The 17,210-nt window shown below is 73.0% G+C and carries 16 protein-coding genes; 7 read left to right on the forward strand and 9 right to left on the reverse strand.

Annotation, left to right across the window (positions count from 1 at the left end; translation table 11 throughout):
- Window positions 1-66: 66 nt before the first annotated feature.
- The 4 genes from ACGRHY_RS11425 to ACGRHY_RS11440 form a co-directional block, all read right to left on the reverse strand.
- Window positions 67-1,791 carry a threonine/serine exporter family protein gene (locus tag ACGRHY_RS11425; RefSeq protein WP_394635250.1) on the reverse strand — a complete coding sequence of 575 codons (1,725 nt, stop codon included), beginning with the start codon at window positions 1,789-1,791 and terminating at the stop codon, window positions 67-69.
- Window positions 1,792-1,976: 185 nt separating this feature from the next.
- The gene (locus tag ACGRHY_RS11430) at window positions 1,977-2,615 is read right to left on the reverse strand and encodes a PadR family transcriptional regulator (RefSeq protein ID WP_394638009.1); all 639 of its coding nucleotides are present in this window, start codon (window positions 2,613-2,615) and stop codon (window positions 1,977-1,979) included.
- 97 nt (window positions 2,616-2,712) lie between these two features.
- Window positions 2,713-3,276, reverse strand: a complete 564-nt coding sequence (locus ACGRHY_RS11435; RefSeq protein ID WP_394635251.1) for a DinB family protein — start codon at window positions 3,274-3,276, stop codon at window positions 2,713-2,715.
- Window positions 3,277-3,485: 209 nt separating this feature from the next.
- Complete coding sequence (locus tag ACGRHY_RS11440; RefSeq protein WP_394638010.1) at window positions 3,486-4,325, reverse strand: Sco1979 family transcriptional regulator; 840 nt, start codon at window positions 4,323-4,325, stop codon at window positions 3,486-3,488.
- A 345-nt stretch (window positions 4,326-4,670) separates the two neighbouring features.
- Here ACGRHY_RS11440 and ACGRHY_RS11445 point away from each other — a divergent pair, with 345 nt between their 5' ends.
- Window positions 4,671-5,291 carry an ATP-binding protein gene (locus ACGRHY_RS11445; RefSeq protein WP_394635252.1) on the forward strand — a complete coding sequence of 207 codons (621 nt, stop codon included), beginning with the start codon at window positions 4,671-4,673 and terminating at the stop codon, window positions 5,289-5,291.
- On the opposite strand, the gene ACGRHY_RS11450 is transcribed toward ACGRHY_RS11445, so the two are convergent.
- Complete coding sequence (locus ACGRHY_RS11450; RefSeq protein WP_394635253.1) at window positions 5,278-5,517, reverse strand: DUF397 domain-containing protein; 240 nt, start codon at window positions 5,515-5,517, stop codon at window positions 5,278-5,280. The two genes, ACGRHY_RS11445 and ACGRHY_RS11450, sit on opposite strands and share 14 nt — an antisense overlap.
- A gap of 230 nt (window positions 5,518-5,747) precedes the next feature.
- Entirely contained in the window at window positions 5,748-6,113 is a 366-nt protein-coding gene (locus ACGRHY_RS11455; protein WP_394635254.1) for a metalloregulator ArsR/SmtB family transcription factor, read from the reverse strand.
- Between the two features lie 946 nt (window positions 6,114-7,059).
- On the opposite strand from ACGRHY_RS11455, the gene ACGRHY_RS11460 reads away from it, so the two are divergent.
- Complete coding sequence (locus tag ACGRHY_RS11460; RefSeq protein WP_394638011.1) at window positions 7,060-8,088, forward strand: rod shape-determining protein; 1,029 nt, start codon at window positions 7,060-7,062, stop codon at window positions 8,086-8,088.
- A gap of 287 nt (window positions 8,089-8,375) precedes the next feature.
- Here the strand turns inward: ACGRHY_RS11460 and ACGRHY_RS11465 are convergent, their stop codons facing one another.
- Entirely contained in the window at window positions 8,376-9,272 is an 897-nt protein-coding gene (locus ACGRHY_RS11465) for an SRPBCC family protein (protein ID WP_394635255.1), read from the reverse strand.
- A 15-nt stretch (window positions 9,273-9,287) separates the two neighbouring features.
- Complete coding sequence (locus ACGRHY_RS11470) at window positions 9,288-10,082, reverse strand: AfsR/SARP family transcriptional regulator (RefSeq protein ID WP_394635256.1); 795 nt, start codon at window positions 10,080-10,082, stop codon at window positions 9,288-9,290.
- A 240-nt stretch (window positions 10,083-10,322) separates the two neighbouring features.
- Here ACGRHY_RS11470 and ACGRHY_RS11475 point away from each other — a divergent pair, with 240 nt between their 5' ends.
- From ACGRHY_RS11475 to ACGRHY_RS11490, 4 genes are all read left to right on the forward strand, one after another.
- A complete protein-coding gene (locus tag ACGRHY_RS11475) occupies window positions 10,323-10,646 on the forward strand; it encodes a hypothetical protein (RefSeq protein WP_394635257.1) in 324 nt (107 codons plus the stop codon).
- Window positions 10,643-13,000, forward strand: a complete 2,358-nt coding sequence (locus ACGRHY_RS11480) for a TOMM precursor leader peptide-binding protein (RefSeq protein ID WP_394635258.1) — start codon at window positions 10,643-10,645, stop codon at window positions 12,998-13,000. Before ACGRHY_RS11475 ends, ACGRHY_RS11480 begins: the two co-directional genes overlap by 4 nt.
- Window positions 13,001-13,103: 103 nt before the next feature.
- Complete coding sequence (locus tag ACGRHY_RS11485) at window positions 13,104-14,369, forward strand: sensor histidine kinase (RefSeq protein WP_394635259.1); 1,266 nt, start codon at window positions 13,104-13,106, stop codon at window positions 14,367-14,369.
- Between the two features lie 48 nt (window positions 14,370-14,417).
- Entirely contained in the window at window positions 14,418-15,032 is a 615-nt protein-coding gene (locus ACGRHY_RS11490) for a response regulator transcription factor (RefSeq protein ID WP_394635260.1), read from the forward strand.
- Window positions 15,033-15,075: 43 nt separating this feature from the next.
- Here the strand turns inward: ACGRHY_RS11490 and ACGRHY_RS11495 are convergent, their stop codons facing one another.
- Window positions 15,076-15,708: an antibiotic biosynthesis monooxygenase family protein gene (locus ACGRHY_RS11495; RefSeq protein ID WP_394635261.1), complete on the reverse strand. Its 633-nt coding sequence runs from the start codon at window positions 15,706-15,708 to the stop codon at window positions 15,076-15,078.
- 447 nt (window positions 15,709-16,155) lie between these two features.
- Here ACGRHY_RS11495 and ACGRHY_RS11500 point away from each other — a divergent pair, with 447 nt between their 5' ends.
- Window positions 16,156-17,187: a winged helix DNA-binding domain-containing protein gene (locus ACGRHY_RS11500; protein ID WP_394635262.1), complete on the forward strand. Its 1,032-nt coding sequence runs from the start codon at window positions 16,156-16,158 to the stop codon at window positions 17,185-17,187.
- Window positions 17,188-17,210 lie beyond the last annotated feature (23 nt).

Consider the following 17,210-nt stretch of genomic DNA (forward strand, 5'->3'; position numbering starts at 1 on the left):
GCCGCGCCGCGTGCGCCCGGGGCACGCTCCGTCTCCGGGGCGTGCCCGGCCTCCGGCGGGGCCTGGTCAGAAGCCTCGGGTGCGCTTGGCCGCGCGCCGGCCCGACAGCGGGGTCTCCTGGCCCGGCGCCTTGATGAACAGGCGGGCCAGCTCGTTCCCGAGGTTGACGCCGATCGCGATCGCCAGCGCCAGGGCGGCCGCCTTCGACAGGTTCGGCAGGCCGTGGTCCAGATCCCCCTGCGCGATGCCGATCAGTCCGAAGTAGATGGCGCTACCGGGCAGCAGCGGGCCGATCGCCGCCGTGATGTACGGCAGCGCCGAGACGAACCGGTAGCGCGACATCAGCTGCCCGAACAGGCCCACCAGCCCTGCCGCCGCCGCGGTCGCCGCGACGGGGTCGATCTCGCCGACGTCCGTCATCGCGCCGTACACCAGCCAGGCGACACCGCCGTTGAGCGTGGCGAGCAGCACGGTGGAGCGCTCCTGCTGGAGGAGGACGCAGAAGGTCAGTGCCAGCAGCATCGCCGCCAGGAGCTGGAGCAGCGGCCGGCTGCGGATGTCCAGGCCCTCCGGGTTGAAGTCGGCGCCCATCTCGGCGCCGATGTAGAGCACCAGCAGCACGCCGCAGACGATGCCGACGACCAGGTAGACGACCTCCAGCAGACGGGCCGAGGCCGTTATGTAGAAGCCGGTCAGCCCGTCGTGCACGGCGGCCACCAGCGCTCTACCGGGGATCAGCGGGAACAGGCCACCGGTGACGACCGCGGACGCCCTGATGGCCAGGTCGAGGTCCGCGGCGAACATCTGGACCAGCACCCCCAGCAGCGCGGGCGGCATCGCCGCCGCCACGAACTGGTAGAACTCCGGCAGCCCGCGCTGGGAGAAGAACCAGGCGAGCCGGTCGCCGAGCATCGCGCCGAGCGCGGCCAGGAAGAAGACCACCCAGCCACCGCCCACCAGGATGGACGCCGCGCCCGCCAGCAGGCCGCTGGCGACGGTGAGCGCTCCCTTGGAGTACGGGTGGCGGTTGCGGCGGGTCTCGGCGAGGCGGCCGTACGCCTCCTCCAGCGTCACGTCGCCGTCGGTGATGTCGGCCACCAGGCGGTAGACCGCCGACAGCCGGTTGTAGTCGGTGCCGCGACGGCGGACCGTACGGCTCAGCGAGACCGGGTCGTCCACCAGCGACGGCTGGTAGGTGATCGTCAGCAGGGTGAAGGTGACCGTCGGTTCGCAGCGGTCCAGCCCGTAGGCGTGGGCCACCCCGAACATCGCCGCCTCGACGTCCTCGGCGCCCTCGCCGCCCGCGAGCAGCAGCTCGCCGATACGCAGGGTCAGGTCGAGTACGCGCGGCGCCGACGGCCCGGTGTCGGCGTCGTCCTCGTCGGTGCGCCGGGGCCGTTCGGGCACCGGCCGCTCGCCCAGCGGCATCCGGACCATGGTGCGCATCCGGTCCTGCCAGGGCGCACCCGGCCGCACCAGGTTGTCGATCACCGGGATGCCGTCGGGCGGGGTGAAGGCGGATCCGGGTTCGAAGGCCGACGCCTTGCGCACGCCCTCGGGCACGGCGAACTCGGAGGTGGGGTGCTCGTCCTCCGGCAGCGGCGCGGGGGGTCTCAGCCCCTCCGGCACGGCGAACTCGGAGGTGGGGTGCTCGTCCTCGGAGTACGGGGACGACAGCGGTACGCCGGAGGGCGGTGCGAAAGCGCTGCGGGTCTCCTCCGGTACGGACCTGCGGTCCCCCGGACGGCCGGTCTCGGTCACCGTGCTGTTCCTCGTGGTCTCCAGGGCCAAGCTCGCGGCTCCTCACGCCTCCAGTCGTCTTCTCGCACGGACCTCGGATTTCCCGTTCTCAGCGGGAGATGCCCGTTCCCCTCAGCGAGCATACGGCCGGGCACCCCTCCGGAAGAGGGCGTGAAGGCGGCCGTCCGGTGTGAGATGCGTTGCAGGCGCCGGAGCGAGGCGAGAGGCCCACGCCGTCAGCCGGGGGGGCGGTCGTGCGGACGCTCCGCGTAGGGGTTCTCCACACCCTCGGGCAGCACCTCCACCGACCGCTCGCCCTCGCCCGCCATCACGTACGCGCCTTTCTCCAGACGCTCGATCAGGCCCCGGGTCCACTCCGCGCCACTGGCGGCATTGTGCACCCACAGCCTCATGACCTCGCCGATGTGGCCCCACTCGTCCGGGGCGCCCGGGGGCGTCCACTCCCCGGCGACCTCGGCGCTCCACTCCTCCAGCGCCGCCACCCGCCGCCCGAGCAGTTCGATCGCCTCCCGGCGCGGCAGGTCGACGATGAAGCCGACTCCGGCCGTGAGCACGTCCGGCTTCTCGTCGTGTGCCGTGAGCGCCCAGCGCAGCAGCCGGTGGTACTCCGCCTCGCCGGCGGCGGTCAGCTCGTACTCGGTGCGCGGCGGACCGCCCGCCGTGCTCGGCTCGGTGCCATGGGCGGTCAGCAGGCCCTGTTTCGCCATCTGCTTGAGCGCGTGGTAGATCGACCCCGGCTTGGCGTTGGACCACTGGTGCGCGCCCCAGAACTCCAGGTCGTTGCGGACCTGGTAGCCGTGTGCGCGCCCGTGCTGGCGGACCGCGCCCAGCACCAGCAACCGGATCGCCGACACCGCCGACACCGCCGACATCACCGTCCCCTCCGCCGAACTTCCCCGCGCCCGCCGCCGACCAGCGTAGACGGGCGGCGGCGGGCGCGGGTGCGGGAGGTCACCGGAAGGACGACCAGTCCGGCTCAGGCAGCGCGCCCGTCTCGAAGACCAGGCCGAAGGCGCCCCTGCCGTCGATCGTCTCGCGGATGATGTCCGCGTGCCCGGCGTGCCGGGCGGTCTCCTCGATCTGGTGGAGCAGCCCCCAACGCCAGGAGCGGGGCCCGCCCTCGTCCCAGGGCACCCTGGGGGCCGTGAAGGTGTCGTCGAGTGAGGGCACCGCCCGGACCGCCTCCTCGGTCTCCCGCGCCACCCGCTCGTAGAGGTCCAGCAGTTCCCCGACCGCCTCGTCGTCCCTGATGGCCAGGCTGTCCTCCCACCCCTTCACCCTGGTCTCGAAGTCGAAGGGCTCGCCGCTCATCGTCGCCAGCGCGCCGCGCTCGCCCACCGCGACGTGCTTGAGGATGCCGGCCAGGGAGAACGCGCTCGCGGTCGGCCTGCTGCGCGCCTGTTCGTCGGTGAGGCCGTGGAGGGCCCGGCGGATGCCGCCGCGCTGGGCTTCCAGATAGCCGAGCAGGGCTCCGCGCTCGTCGCCGCGGTTCTCGGAAGCGACAGGAACGGGCATGGGGTCTCCTCACACGTCGGTCGTCGGGCCGCCTTCCGGCCCCTTCACCGACAACGACACTACGAGGCCTTGAGGACGATTCCCGTCCTCAAGGCCTCAAGGCCCCAGGCCTCTCGATGCCTTCAGCGCCTTCACCGCCTTCGAGGCCCTCCCGGCACCGGCGGTGCCCCGAAGGCCCCGGCCGGGACGCCCCCCGCCGGCCGGACCGGTCAGATCCCTCCGCGGACCTCGTGGAGGAGCCGGCGGGTGTCCTCCGGTCCGAGGCTGTCCCGCAGGAGGCGGTCGAGGACGTCCTCGTACTGGGCGACCTCCTCCGGCTTGTCGACGTAGAGGGCACTGGTGAGGTGCTCCAGGTAGACGGTGTCGGAGATCTCCGACTCGGGAAAGCGCAGCAGCGTGAACGCCCCGCTCTCGGCCGGGTGCCCGCCGGTGTCGAACGGCATCACCTGGAGCGTGATGTGGGGCAGTTCGGAGAGTTCCGCGAGGTGTCGCAACTGGGCGTCCATCACCTCGCGGCCGCCGTAGGGGCGGCGCAGCGCGGCCTCGTCCAGCACACAGCGGACCCGGGGGGCCTGCTCGGACAGCAGCAGCTTCTGGCGCTCCAGGCGCAGGGCGACGCGGCGGTCGACCTCCTCCGGCGACAGCTCCGACCGGTGACCGCTGGTGACGACCGCCCGCGCGTAGTCCTCCGTCTGGAGCAACCCGGAGACGAACTGCACCTCGTAGACGCCGATGTGCGAGGCCGCGGCCTCCAGTCCGACGTACGTCTGGAACCAGTTCGGCAGCACGTCGCTGTAGTTGTGCCACCAGCCCGCGACGCTGGACTCACGGGCGAGGCTCAGCAGCGGCTCGCGCTCGGCCTCGTCGGTGATGCCGTACAGCGTGAGCAGGTCCGCCACGTCCCGCGCCTTGAAGCTCACACGCCCCAACTCCATGCGGCTGATCTTCGATTCGGAGGCCCGGATGGAATATCCGGCCGCCTCACGGGTGACTCCGCGGGACTCGCGGAGCCGCCGCAGCTGGGAACCGAGCAGGATGCGGCGCACCATGGAACCACTCGATCCGTTGGCCCCGTTCACTCCGTTTTTCACCGGAAATGCTCCTGTTTGTGTTCAGCTCTCCACCCCTGCACCAGTGCAGTCTGCCACCAATGCCTTCGTTGCGTGCCCAGGCGGTTACACACGATCGAAAGTCGCTCGTGCACGTGCATCTGCCCTTGCATCTGCTGTGGGCATTGGGAACGATGGGGAAAGCACAAGTGCACGTGGGGCCAGGGCACTTGGGCATGCACACGATCCACCGATGCAGCGCAACGAGCGGAACGCGATACGGAGCACCACCGCTGACGGGGTCCGCCAGGGCCATGACCGCCGCAATGCCAGGAGTGTCTCGTCATGGGGACCGAAGGACCGACCGTGCTCGACCGGTTATGGCATGACTTTCCGTCGCTCGCCCCCGACGCGCTCTCCGGTTCGGCCTCCTGCGCACTCCAGCCGCGCTACGAGGCGGTGAGGACCGCCCGCGAGTTCACCCGGAACGTACTGCTGCGCTGGCGGTTGGCCGGAAACTTCGACACCGTGGCCCTGGTGGTCTCGGAGCTCGTGACCAACGCCCTGCGCCACGGCGTGCCGGGCGCCGTCCCCGGCGAGACCCTGGACCCGCCCGTGCGGCTCCACCTGGTGCACTGGTCCGGCCGCCTGGTGTGCGCCGTGCGCGACCCCAGCGGAAAGGCGCCCGTGGCGAAGAAGCCCGGCGAGGGATTCACCGGGGAACTCGGCGGTATCGGCTGCGATTTCGGCGACGACCTCGGCGGAGGGTTCGGCGGGGAGTTCGGCGGGGAGTTCGGCGGCGCCCTCTTCGACGACACGGCGGAGTCCGGGCGCGGCCTCTTCCTCGTCGAATCCTTCAGCGACGACTGGGGCTGGCAGCCGATGGCCGGCACCATGCCCGGAAAAGTGGTCTGGGCGCTGTTCAGGCTGAACCCCGGACGGGGAACCGGCGTCAGTCCTGTATGAGGTGGTCGAACTCGCCGTCCTTGACGCCGAGCAGCATCGCCTCTACCTCGGCCGGGGTGTAGACCAGCGCGGGGCCGTCCGGGTGGCGCGAGTTCCGCACGGCCACCTCTCCGCCGGGGAGCTTGGCGAACTCCACGCACGCTCCCTGCGAGTTGCTGTGTCTGCTCTTCTGCCAGACGACCCCCTGGAGGTCCCTGGCTGCCATGCCGTTGTATGCGTGGGGCATCGGACTCTCCCGGCTGTGCGGTCGGGTGCGGTCGGGTGCGGTCAGGGGCTGAATCGGTCAACCAGCTTGGATCATAACGCCGTTCACGTGCGGATGCACGTGAAGATGCACGTGCACGACAGCCTGTCACGGTGTCATGACAACCTGTCGAAAGGCCGGTCCGCGCCTGGGCGGCGGGACCGGGCGCGGAAAGCGCCCGGTCGTCACACGCGCGCCGGCCGTCGCGCCGTTCACGCGCCGGCGTCGCCGGTTTCCCTCTCCAGGAGGCCGCGCAGGTCGCCCAGTTCCCCCATCCCGCGCCAGAACCGCTCGTACGGGCTCAGCCAGTGCTGCACCTCGCTGAGCGGTCCGGCCTCCAGCCGGTAGTGCCTCTCCCTCCCCCTGCGCCGCTCGCTGACCAGGCCGGCCTCCCGGAGCACCTTCAGATGCTCCGAGAGGCTCGGCCTGCGCATGTCGAAGTGGTCGGCCAGCCGCTGCACGGGCTGCGGCCCTTTGACCCGGAGCAGCCTCAGCACCTCGCGCCGGGTCGGGTTGGCGAGGGCGGAGAAGAGCCGGTCCTCCCGGATCCGGTCCTCGGGTACGTCGATGGCGGTCATGTTTCCCCCTTGCGAGCCAGTGGTCAGTTGGCGGTGGCGGAGAGGAGGGAAGCCGGCGGCGCCGGGCCGCTCGCAGTCCGCTTCGGTGGTCGGTGGTCGGTGGTCTCCGAAATGATCCCCCCGCGGGCACCCGCAGCGGAACCCTGTCCCACCGGCTGAACGGCGGCGCCCGGCTCCGTCCGCCCTTGACCTCGAGCCGACCTGAAGTCCTGCCGTCCGGACCACGGCAACGACGACGTGAGGATCCGCGACGGGCATGGAGGCCGCCACGCGGAACGCCCTGCACCAGGCGCACCACGTCCCTCGGGAGCAGGAGCGCCGCTCCCCCGCGCCGCCCTGCGCCGCATCGCGGGCTCCGCCCGCCCGCACCGGCGGCGGCCGGCGCTCTTCCCGCTGCTCAGCACCGCCTCGGCGGCGCCGGCGGTGGCCGAGGCTGCGATCGGACCGCCGGCCGGGTGGCTGTCGGCGCGCGTCGGCGGGGGGGCTGATCCCGGATCTGCGCACGGCCGTCCTCGACCACCTCCAGCGGATGCCGTTCGCCTCCTTCACCCATGCCCGCACCGGCGCGATGGCCGGCCGGCTGAACGGCGACGTCGTCGGCGCCCGGCAGGCCTTCGGCAGCACCCCGTCCCCGGTGGCCGGCGACTCCGTCACCCTGCTGCTCGCCGTGGTGGTCATGGTGCGGCCGTCCCGGCAGATCGACACCGGGCACGCGGCCGGGCACGCGGTCCGGGCGGGGTGCCGGGGAGTCCGCCGTGCCCGGTTCCGTCTCCTGACCGGCCATCACCTTCCCGGCGGTACGCGGAACTCGGCCGCATCGGCGCCCGCGGCGGCCCTCGCCCATCCGGATCAGTCCAGCGCGCGGGACCGCCGCCCGGCCCCCACGATGAGGAGCGGGGCCGCCGGGCGGCGGCCCGTATCGAGCCATGTCCGGGGAGATGCCGCTGTGACCGTCAGTCTTGAGCAACTGAGCCGCTGTTCCGTAGCCGTCGACCTCGGTGCGGCCAGGACCCGGGTCTACCTCAAACGGTTCGGCGTCATCGTGGACGCGCCGTCGGCCGTCGCCGTCAACACCCGCTCCGGAGCCCTGATCGCGGTCGGCGCCCCGGCGGAGCGGATGGTGGGCCGCACCCCCGAGCACATCAGGGTGGTGCGGCCGGTGTCGGGCGGGACCGTGGTGGACATCGACATGGCCCGGCGGATGCTGCGCGCCCTGGTGGGCGACCGCATCCGCCGGGCCTGGCGGCGCAAGCCGATGCTTCGCGCCGCCGTGTGCATCCCGCACGACGCCGAGCCGCTCGTCCAGCGCGCCGCGATCGAGACGCTCACCGGGATGGGCGCGCGGCGGGTGGAACTGGTGGACAGCCTCATCGCGGCGGCCGTCGGCTCCGGGCTGCCCGTGGAGGAGCCCGAGGCCACCATGATCGTGATGTGCGGCGCGGCCACCTCGCACGTCGCGGTGCTCTCGCTGGGGTCGATCGTCGCCTCCGAGACGGTGCCGGTCGGCGGCGAGGTCATCGACCGCGCCGTCATCCAGCACCTGCGCAACCAGCACGAGCTGATGCTCCCCCACCAGTCGGTCCACCCGCTGCACCTGGCGCTGTCCGTCGCACCGCCCGAGCAGACCGAGGCCGAGGTGTACGGCCGGGACGTGTCCACCGGGCTGTTCCGCACGGTGAACGTGGACACCGAGAGCGTGCGCGCCGCCATCCGGCCCCCGCTGACGGCGATGGTGGACGCCATCCGCGGCGTGCTGCGCCAGTGCCAGCCCGATCTGGTGGCCGACCTCGCGGACCGCGGGATCATGCTGGTGGGCGGCAGCGCGATGCTGCCGGGGCTGGACTCGATGCTGCGGCAGGCCACCGGGATGCCGGTGCACGTCGCCGAGCAGCCGGCCGTCTGCGCGGTGGAGGGCCTGGGCGCGATGCTGGAGGGACGGGTGCGGCTGCTGCACCGCGATCCGCTCAGCCGCTGACGGACCGCCGGACGGCCGGCTCCTCCGCACGGACCCCACGGGCCGTCCCGCCACCGGACGCACGGGCCGCACGGCGGTCCCGCGCCGCCACCACCGCCCGGCGTGCCACCGCGTACAGCGGCGGGGCGAGCGCCGGCCCGGCGCCGGTGCCGAAGAGCGCGGTGGGCACGTATTTGCCCCACGGGACCACCTCCGGCTCAGCCCCCGCCCGTCGTACGCACCGGTGGACGGCGCCCGCCACCGCGCCCGGCCGCACCCTGTCCGTTCCGCCCGGCCGTCCGGGGTGGTCAGCCGTTCGGGGCCGGGAAGCGGAAGCGGCGTGCGGAGCGGGGCGGCCGGGGAGAGGCGGGCGGCAGCGGACCGGTGCCCCGGCTCCGGGCCGCCTCGGCGGGATCGGCACCGGACGGATCGCCGCCGGACGGATCGCCGCCCGCCGCAGGACTCACCCCGGCCACGGCGGCCTCCGCCTCCCGCTCCTCCGAACCCGTCAACCGCTCGTAGAGCGCCTGCGCGTCCGCCGGCAGATCACGCCGCCATCCGCACGCCACCACCGGCCACAGCAGCACCATCGCGCCCCCCAGCGCACACCTCACCCCCACCTCCACCCGGCATCCGCCCCCCTCCCACGGCCACAGCCGGAAGTCGTACCGCGGCATCTGCCACCCCAGCGGCGTCCACATCCGCTGCCCCTCGAACGACACCCGTGCCGGCGGCTCGCACACCACCCGCCGCAGCACGCACTCCCGCCGCCGCCCCGGGAACCGGTACCGGTACTCCCCCTCCCGCGAATCCACCCGGCGCACCGACACCACGCCCGAGTGCCAGGCCGCCAGCCCGCACCCGTCGGCCAGGCGTCCGAACACCTCCTCCACCGGCAGCGGTATGGACATGTACACCCGCACCTGCGGCATCCGGCACCTCCAGCGAGCGACAGCGCCGGCCACACGATCGGCCGAACACCCCGGCCCGTCCGGGCCCACCTCTACACAGCCAGGCTGGATGCGCGCGCTCCCGGTGTCCTGCGCTCGGGAGCCGTTCGGGTTACGTCCGCGGGCGCTCCACCGGCCGGAGGAGGCCGGGAGGCGGGGAGACGGGCTCGCCGGCCGTACGGTCCGGCAGCCGTCGTGGCGCGCCGGCGACTCCGGCCGGGGAGGAGGAGCGCGGCCGGCCGGTGGCGGCGGCATCCGCCCCGGCGCCGGTCAACGCGCCGCGTGCGCCGTGGTGTCCAGCTGCGGGTGGCCGGAGAGCACCGCGTGGTGCAGCCGCTGGAGCTTCGGTGAGGGCTCCATCCCCAGCTCGTCGACGAGTGTGCCGCGCAGCCGCTGGTACGCCTCGACGGCCCGCCAGGAATTGCCCGAGCGGTGCAGAGCCACCATCAGCTGGGCGCAGAGGTTCTCGTGCATGGGGTGCCGGGCCGCCAGCACCCGCAGTTCGGAGACGAGTTCGGTGTGCCGGCCCAGCCGCAGGTCGGCGTCGATGCGGTGTTCCAGGGCCGCCATCCGGTCCTCCTCCATGCGCAGGACCTCCAGCTCCAGGACGCCGCCGGCCCTCACGTCCACCAGTGCGGGGCCGTGCCACATCTTCAGCGCACGGCCCAGCATCTCGGAGGCCGCGCGGTCGTCGCCGGCGTCGTACGCGGCCCGGCCGGACGCGGCGAGCCGCTCGAACCCATGGACGTCCACCTGGCCGGGCCGCACCTGGAGCAGATAGCCGCCGTGCTGGGTGACCAGCACGTCCTTGGCCTTCCGCCCCGGGTCGCCCTCCAGCGCCATCGCGATCCTGCGGCGCAGCTGGAGTATGTAGGTCTGCAGGGTGGTGGCGGCGCTGCGCGGGACGTCCTCCCCCCAGATCTCCTCCATCAGGGTCGGCACGGTCACTACGTGATCGGCCCGGAGGGCGAGCAGTGCGAGGATCTGCCTCGGCTTGGCAGCGCTGGGGACCACGGACACTCCCCGCTCCACCACCGCGAGCGGACCCAGAACCTTGATCTCCATGGTGTGCTCTCTCCCTGGTCGGGCCTTACCCGCCGGCCGTCCGCCGGGCTGTTCCTCTCGGAGCGTCGCGTCAGGCTCGCACGGTGCGGGAGCGGCGCACAGTGAGGTGCTCACGAGCACGGTCGTGAAAATCTCATGGGTCGGTGGTGAGCGCCGCACTGGGCGCCCCGGTGGCGTGGGTCACACAATCGTCACGATCGATTCAACCGCTCGGCCGTCCGGCTCACAGGGGGTCTTCACATGCGTACCACCACGTCCACCACCGCATCGACGGAGAACACCGGCGCGGAGGACCGGCGCTTCGCCGAGCTGGCCGCTCGCACCGGGCTGGAGCCCGGCCCGGGGGCCCGCTACGCCGCCGGGACACCCCGCCACGTGCCGGACTCCGTGGCGATCCTCGCGGAACTCGGTCTGTACGCCCCCGAGCCGGTACACGCCGGCGACCCGCTGCTCATCGAGGACCTGGAGCAGCTGGACGCCCGTGACGCCGAGCAGCTGGCCTGCTTCGGCTGCACCCGGGCGGACGCCTTCCACCTGGAGGTTCCGGGGATGGTGGGGGCGTGAGACAACGCGAAGAGGCTGCCGGCGGCGGCCCCTTCGTGGGCTTCCGTCGCCATCTGCGGGTCGAGGTGGTGCCCGGCGAGGCGGTCTATCTGCTCTCGCCGCGCGGGGTCAGGGCGCTGTACGGCAGCCGGGCCGAGGCGCTCGCCCCGCTGCTGGACGGCACCCGCACCGTGGCCGGAGTGCTGCGCGAGGCCGGCGCCCTGGTCCCTGCGGCCGAGGCCGGCCGGGTCATCGGGGAACTGGCGCGGGCCAACCTCGTCGGCTACCGGTCCACCCCCGGGGAGGGGGCCGACGCCTCGGCGGCGGCCTACTGGGAACTGGCCGGCCTGGACGGCGGCGCCGCGGACGCGGCGCTGGCCCGCACCACCGTACGGCTGGTCACCATCGGCGGTGTGGACGGCGACCAGGCCCGCGCGGCCTGCGAGGAGTCCGGCCTGAAGGTGCTGGGTCCGCTTCCCGCCCCGGAGGGGGAGCGGACCGGGTCCCCCGTCGCCGGTACCGGCGACGGGGGGTCCGACGGACCCGGCAGTAACGTTTTCTCGCTGGTGCTCTGCGACGACTACCTGGCTCCCGGACTGCGGTCCGTGGACGCCTGGCACCGCGAGCGGGGGCTTCCCTGGCTGCTGGCCGGCCCGTACGGATCCGAGCCCTGGGTGGGGCCGGTGTTCCGGCCGGGTTCGGGGCCCTGCTGGTCCTGCCTGGCGCACCGGATCCGCATCCACCGCCGCTCGGAGGTGCCGCTCCAGCGGGCCGTCGGCAGTGACGCGCCCCTGCCCCGCCCGTCCGCCTCCCTGGCGGCCGGGCGGGGGATGGGTCTGCGGATGGCGGTGCTGGAGGCGGCGAAGTGGCTGGCGGGGGTGCGCAACGAGGGCCAGGGCGCCGTCCGCGTCCTGGACACCCTCACCCTGCGCACCGGCCACCACACGGCGCACCGGCGCCCCCAGTGCCCGGAGTGCGGCGACCCGTCGCTGGTCTCCGGTCTCGTACGGCGGCCGGTCGCTCTGGCACCCCGGCCGAAGGCGGCGCGGAGCGGGAGCAACGACCGCGCCCTCACCCCCGAACAGGTCCTCAAGCGGTACGGGCACCTGGTGGACCCGGTCACCGGGATCGTGCGCGAGGTGCGGCGGGACGCCCGGCTGCCCGACGGCCTGAACTCCTACGTCTCGGGCCACAACCTGGCGCTGGACGCCCACACGCTCGCCGACCTCCGCGGCGGGCTGCGCAGTCTCAGCGGAGGCAAGGGCGTCACCGCGCTGGAGGCCGAGGTCGGCGCGCTGTGCGAGGCGGTGGAGCGCTACAGCGCCACCCGCCAGGGCGACGAACCCGTGGTGTACGACAGCCTGCGGGGCCTGGGGGAGCAGGCGATCCATCCCAACGCGTGCCAGCTCTTCGACGAGCGGCAGTTCCGGGACCGGGACCGCTGGAACGCCACCGCCTCCCCCTTCCACCAGGTGTGCGCGTCCTTCGACGCCGACCGCCCGGTGGAGTGGACGCCCGTGTGGTCCCTGACGGCCCGGACCCACCGGCTGCTGCCGACCTCCATGCTGTATTTCGGCCACCGCGCCTCCCCGGGTTCGGGCGAGCCCCGCGCCGACTCCAACGGGAACGCGGCGGGCAGCAGCCTGGAGGACGCCGTCGTCCAGGGCTTCCTGGAACTGGTCGAGCGCGACGCGGTGGCCCTGTGGTGGTACAACCGCACCCGCCAGCCGGCCGTGGACCTGGACTCCTTCGACGAGCCCTGGCTCGCCGGGCTGCGGGATGTCTACGCGCGGATGAGGCGGGAGCTGTGGGTCCTGGACCTCACCGCCGACCTGGGCGTTCCCGTGATGGCGGCACTGTCGCGGCGCACGGACAAGCCCGCGCAGGACATCGTTTTGGGATTCGGTGCCCACTTCGACCCCCGGCTGGCGCTGCGCCGCGCGCTGACGGAGATGGGGCAGCTGGCCGCCTCGGTGGCCCGCATCGGCGAGAGCGGAGCCGGATACGGTGCCGCGCCCCCCGAACTGATGTCGTGGTGGACCCGTGCGACCGTAAAGAACCAGCCATATTTGGCTCCAGACCAGTCAACGACCCCTCTTGCCCCCCGTGACTACGTGCACACCCCGCGCCACGACCTGTACGACGACGTGGAGACGGCGCGCTCCCTCCTCGAAGCCCGGGGAACGGAGTTGCTGGTGCTCGACCAGACGCGCCCTGACGTGGGTGTTCCGGTGGTCAGGGTGATCGCTCCCGGTCTGCGTCACTTCTGGGCGCGTTTCGCGCCGGGACGCCTGTTCGACATACCGGTGACACTCGGCCGACTCGAGCGCCCGACGGCCTACGAGAGCCTGAACCCGATCCCGCTGTTCGTCTGATTTCGGACGCTGCTCCTCGCCGGTGGCCAGAGTCAGCCACTGGCCAATACGATGCGGTCAACTCATGGTTCAACGTCATGGCTTCTGACCGAGGAGCAGCCAGGTGCACGACACCCCGGACAGCGCCTCCTCCCTCCGGGCTCCCGCTCAAGCGGGAGCCCGGAGCACGTTCCCCCGGTGGTCGCAGGCGCGCCACCGCGAACTGCCCGCGCCGAAGCTGGCCAGGACCATCACGGTCGCCACCCTGGTGTACTACTCGGGTATCTCACTGCTCAACGTCCTGCGCAGCGGCGCCGAGCGGAACCAGGTGCTGCTGTGCCTGGGGTGTGTGGCCGTGGTGTTCGCCTTCCAGTTCCTCCACATGTCCCCCCGCGCGCAGCACTGGTCCTTACGCCTGCGCTGCGCGACCCTGCTGGCGCAGGCCGTGCTGACCTACCTGCCTTTCCTCTTCTTCGGCCTCAACTGGGGGAGCATGGCCGGCCCGCTGGCCGGTTCGCTGCTGCTCCTGCTGCCCGGCAGGGTGGCCTGGCCCTCCTACGGCGTGATCGCGGGCACCATGCTGGCCATGACCGTCTCGGCCGGTCTGGACTGGGCGACGGTCGTCTATCTGACGACCTCGACCATGATGGCGGGGCTGATCCTCTACGGGACGGCGAGGCTGAGCGATCTGGTGGCCGAGGTCCAGGCCTCGCGGGCGGAGATGGCCCGGATGGCGGTCACCGAGGAGCGCCTGCGGTTCGCCCGCGACCTGCACGACCTGCTGGGGTACAGCCTGTCGGCCATCACGCTCAAGAGCGAGCTGACCTACCGCCTGGTGAACTCCCGGCCCGACCGGGCGCGTGAGGAGATCGTCTCCATCCTGGAGGTTTCCCGGCAGGCGCTGTCGGACGTACGGCTGGTCGCCAGCGGCTACCGCGACATGTCGCTGGCGGCGGAGGCGGAGTCGGCCGCCGCCATCCTCGCGACGGCCGACATCCGGGCGGAGGCGGACGTCCCCAGCGGCCGGCTGCATCCGGTCACCGACACCGTGCTCGCGACCGCGCTGCGGGAGGGGGTCACCAACATCCTCCGCCACAGCAAGGCCCAGACCTGCGTGATATCGGTCGAGTCGGAGGGGGAGACGGTGGTGCTCCGCCTGGTGAACGACGGGGTGTCCGGGCAGCGCCCGGACCGCTCCCCGCACAGCGGCAGCGGCCTGGGCAACCTCCGCACCCGGCTCGCGGCGATCGGGGGCCGGGTGGAGGCGGGCGTACGCGAGGACGGCCGGTTCCACCTCGTCGCACGGGCTCCCGCGCATCCCGCGACGGCGGCGCAACCGCCGGAGACCGGGGAGCCGGGCACGGCGAACGCCGCGAGATCCGCTGCCTGACACCAGTGCCCGGCCGGGGGCCGGGCACCATCCTGGTCTGGGGGGCCAATGCTGTCGGTGAAGATCCTGCTCGCCGAGGACGTGCACATGATCAGGGGGGCTCTGGTCGCCCTGCTGGAGATGGAGCCCGACCTCAGCGTCGTGGCCGCCGTCGAACGCGGGGACCTCGTCGTGGAGCGTGCGCTGGAGACCCGGCCCGACGTGGCCGTCCTGGACATCGACCTCCCCGGTGCCGACGGCCTCACGGCGGCGGCCGAACTGCACGAGAGGCTTCCCGGCTGCCGGACCCTGATCCTCACCAGTCTGGGCCGCCCGGGCACCCTGCGCCGGGCCCTGGCCGCGCACGTCACCGGGTTCCTGCTGAAGGACACGCCCTCCGACCGGCTCGCCCACGCCGTGCGCTCCGTGGCCCGGGGCCAGCGGGTCATCGACCCCCAGCTGGCCCTGTCCGCATGGGACTGCCCCGACAACCCCCTCTCCCCCAGGGAGCTGGAGGTGCTGCGGCTCGCCGCACGGGGCGCCGACGCCGCCGAGATCGCCGGCACCCTCTACCTGTCCAAGGGGACCGTCCGCAACTACCTGACGACCGTCGTCGCCAAGCTCAACGCCCGCAACCGCATCGACGCCGTGCGGATCGCCGAGGAGGCCGGCTGGATCCCCTGAGCCGCGCGCCGGCGGGACCGCTGACGCGTCCCGCCCGCCCGGCTCAGTCGGCCAGGCCCCGCTCGTAGGCGATGTGCCGGGTGCGCCGGACGCGGAAGCGCGCCACCCGGCCCAGCCCGCCGTACGCCCCGCCGCGCTCGGCCCCGGCCAGAGCCCGGTCGCAGGTCCCGGTGTCGGTCCACCACGCCATGCCCAGATACCGCTGCGGCCGGAAGGTCGAGCGCAGCAGGTCGAAGCCTCCGAAGCCTTCGGTGCCGGCCAGGCTCCGGGCCAGTTCGCGGGCCTCCCCCTCGAACTCCCGGGCCCCGCCCGGCACCGTGCACGGCAGCAGCACCACGTTGTCGTGCCCGGGCAGCGCGTTGCGCACCAGCAGGCGGTCGACGCTGACCGCCTGGTCGGCCTCGGTGTCCACCATGGGCTCCAGAGACCGCACGTGTTCGCCGAACGTCTCGGTGTGCACGGTCTTGATGAAGCCCTCCAGGCTCCGCCAGTGCCCCACGTGGACGTAGGAGGCCGGGGAGTCCAGCAGCCGTACGGTCACCAGATGGGAGAAGTCCGGCCGGCGGCGCAGGTACTGGGAGTGCTCCCGGAACTCCCGCTCGAACCGGTGCGGGTCCCCCCTGACGGTGAACCGGTGGACTGTGGTCAGTGGACTGCTGAGGTCACGATCGGTCATGAGGGTTCTCCGCGGACGGCTTGGCGTGTCGAGGGGTGGTGGTGCTGTTGACGCCCAGGCCTGCCGGACCCTGGTGCGCGCTTCGGCGAGCGTGGCGCCGGGGCCCGGCGGTTGCCGTACGCTCTCGGGGAGCGAGGATGCCGGTGTGCCGGGAGGCAGCGGGGTTCGGCACCACGGCGGGTCTTCCCTTCGGGTCGTGCCACTCGCACGGCGCCCGTGCCAGGTTCGCAGGGAGCGCTCGAGCAGGGCTGGAGCGCCGGAAGAGCACGGGTCGAGCCCGTCGGCGGGCCACCGGTTGGACCGGTTGGACCGGGCGGTGAGCGTACGAGGCCGGTGCGCATACGCTGGTCCACCATGCCCACTCACGCGTTACCGGTTCCGGTGCTCGGTCGGCGCGCTCTCAACCGCGCCCTGCTGGCACGCCAACTACTGCTCCGGAGAGCCGGGATGACCGCCCCGGAGGCGATGGAGCACCTGGTCGGCCTGCAGGCGCAGTCGCCCAGGGCCCCCTACGTCGGCCTGTGGACGCGGCTGAAGGACTTCCGCCACGACGAGGTGTCCGAACTGCTGACCTCGCGCAGGGCGGTCCGTATCGCCCTGATGCGCGGGACGGTCCACCTGGTCAGCGCGCGCGACTGCCTGACGCTGCGTCCCCTGCTCCAGCCGCTGTTCGACCGCGGCGTCCTGTCGGTCCACGGCAAGGACCTCGCCGGCCTGGACCCCCGCGAGATCGCCGACGCGGGCATGGCCCTGCTCGCGGAAGGCCCGCGCGGCACGGCGGAGTTGGGGAAGCTGCTGAGGGAGCGGTGGCCCGACCGGCCGCCGTCCGTGCTGGCCAACGTCTTCCGCTTCGTGGAGGCCCTGGTGCAGACCCCGCCCCGCGGGGTCTGGGGGGCCTCCGGGCAGCCGGTCTACGCCCACGCCGAGGACTGGCTGGGCGGCCCGCTGGACCGCGGTGCCTCACCGCACTCCATGGTCCTGCGCTACCTGGCCGCCTTCGGCCCGGCCACCGTGCGGGACGTCCAGACATGGTCGGGGCTCACCCGGCTGCGGGAGATCACCGAGGAGCTCCGCCCCCGGCTGCGTACCGCCCGCACCGAGGACGGCGCCGAACTCCTGGACGTCCCCGACGCCCCGCTCCCCGACCCCGACACGCCCGTACCACCCCTTCTGGTCGCCGAGTTCGACAACCTGATCCTGTCCCACGCCGACCGCTCCCGGGTCATCGACGACAGCGCCCGCAAGGCGATACACACCAAGAACGCCCAGATCCCGGGGACGTTCCTGGTGGACGGTTTCGTCCACGGCAAGTGGAGGATCACGCGGCAGCGGCGTGCGGCGACCCTGACCCTCACCCCGTTCTCACCACTGCGGGCGAGGGACGCGGAGGCGCTGACCGCCGCGGGCGCCGAACTGCTCGCCTTCGCCGCCGGCCGGGCCGAGACCTTCGACGTCCGAATCGAACAGCCGCCGGACTGACCCCAAAGGGGCGGGCTCTGTCC

This window comes from Streptomyces shinuiensis (assembly GCF_043660855.1).
Lineage (GTDB): Bacteria > Actinomycetota > Actinomycetes > Streptomycetales > Streptomycetaceae > Streptomyces.

Coding starts and splice junctions, on each gene's coding strand:
- ACGRHY_RS11435 (WP_394635251.1), bottom strand. CDS start 3,276: ATGCCCGTTCCTGTCGCTTCCGAGAACCGCGGCGACGAGCGCGGAGCC.
- ACGRHY_RS11440 (WP_394638010.1), bottom strand. CDS start 4,325: ATGGTGCGCCGCATCCTGCTCGGTTCCCAGCTGCGGCGGCTCCGCGAG.
- ACGRHY_RS11445 (WP_394635252.1), top strand. CDS start 4,671: ATGGGGACCGAAGGACCGACCGTGCTCGACCGGTTATGGCATGACTTT.
- ACGRHY_RS11450 (WP_394635253.1), bottom strand. CDS start 5,517: ATGCCCCACGCATACAACGGCATGGCAGCCAGGGACCTCCAGGGGGTC.
- ACGRHY_RS11455 (WP_394635254.1), bottom strand. CDS start 6,113: ATGACCGCCATCGACGTACCCGAGGACCGGATCCGGGAGGACCGGCTC.
- ACGRHY_RS11465 (WP_394635255.1), bottom strand. CDS start 9,272: ATGCCGCCGCCACCGGCCGGCCGCGCTCCTCCTCCCCGGCCGGAGTCG.
- ACGRHY_RS11470 (WP_394635256.1), bottom strand. CDS start 10,082: ATGGAGATCAAGGTTCTGGGTCCGCTCGCGGTGGTGGAGCGGGGAGTG.
- ACGRHY_RS11475 (WP_394635257.1), top strand. CDS start 10,323: ATGCGTACCACCACGTCCACCACCGCATCGACGGAGAACACCGGCGCG.
- ACGRHY_RS11490 (WP_394635260.1), top strand. CDS start 14,418: ATGCTGTCGGTGAAGATCCTGCTCGCCGAGGACGTGCACATGATCAGG.
- ACGRHY_RS11495 (WP_394635261.1), bottom strand. CDS start 15,708: ATGACCGATCGTGACCTCAGCAGTCCACTGACCACAGTCCACCGGTTC.
- ACGRHY_RS11500 (WP_394635262.1), top strand. CDS start 16,156: ATGACCGCCCCGGAGGCGATGGAGCACCTGGTCGGCCTGCAGGCGCAG.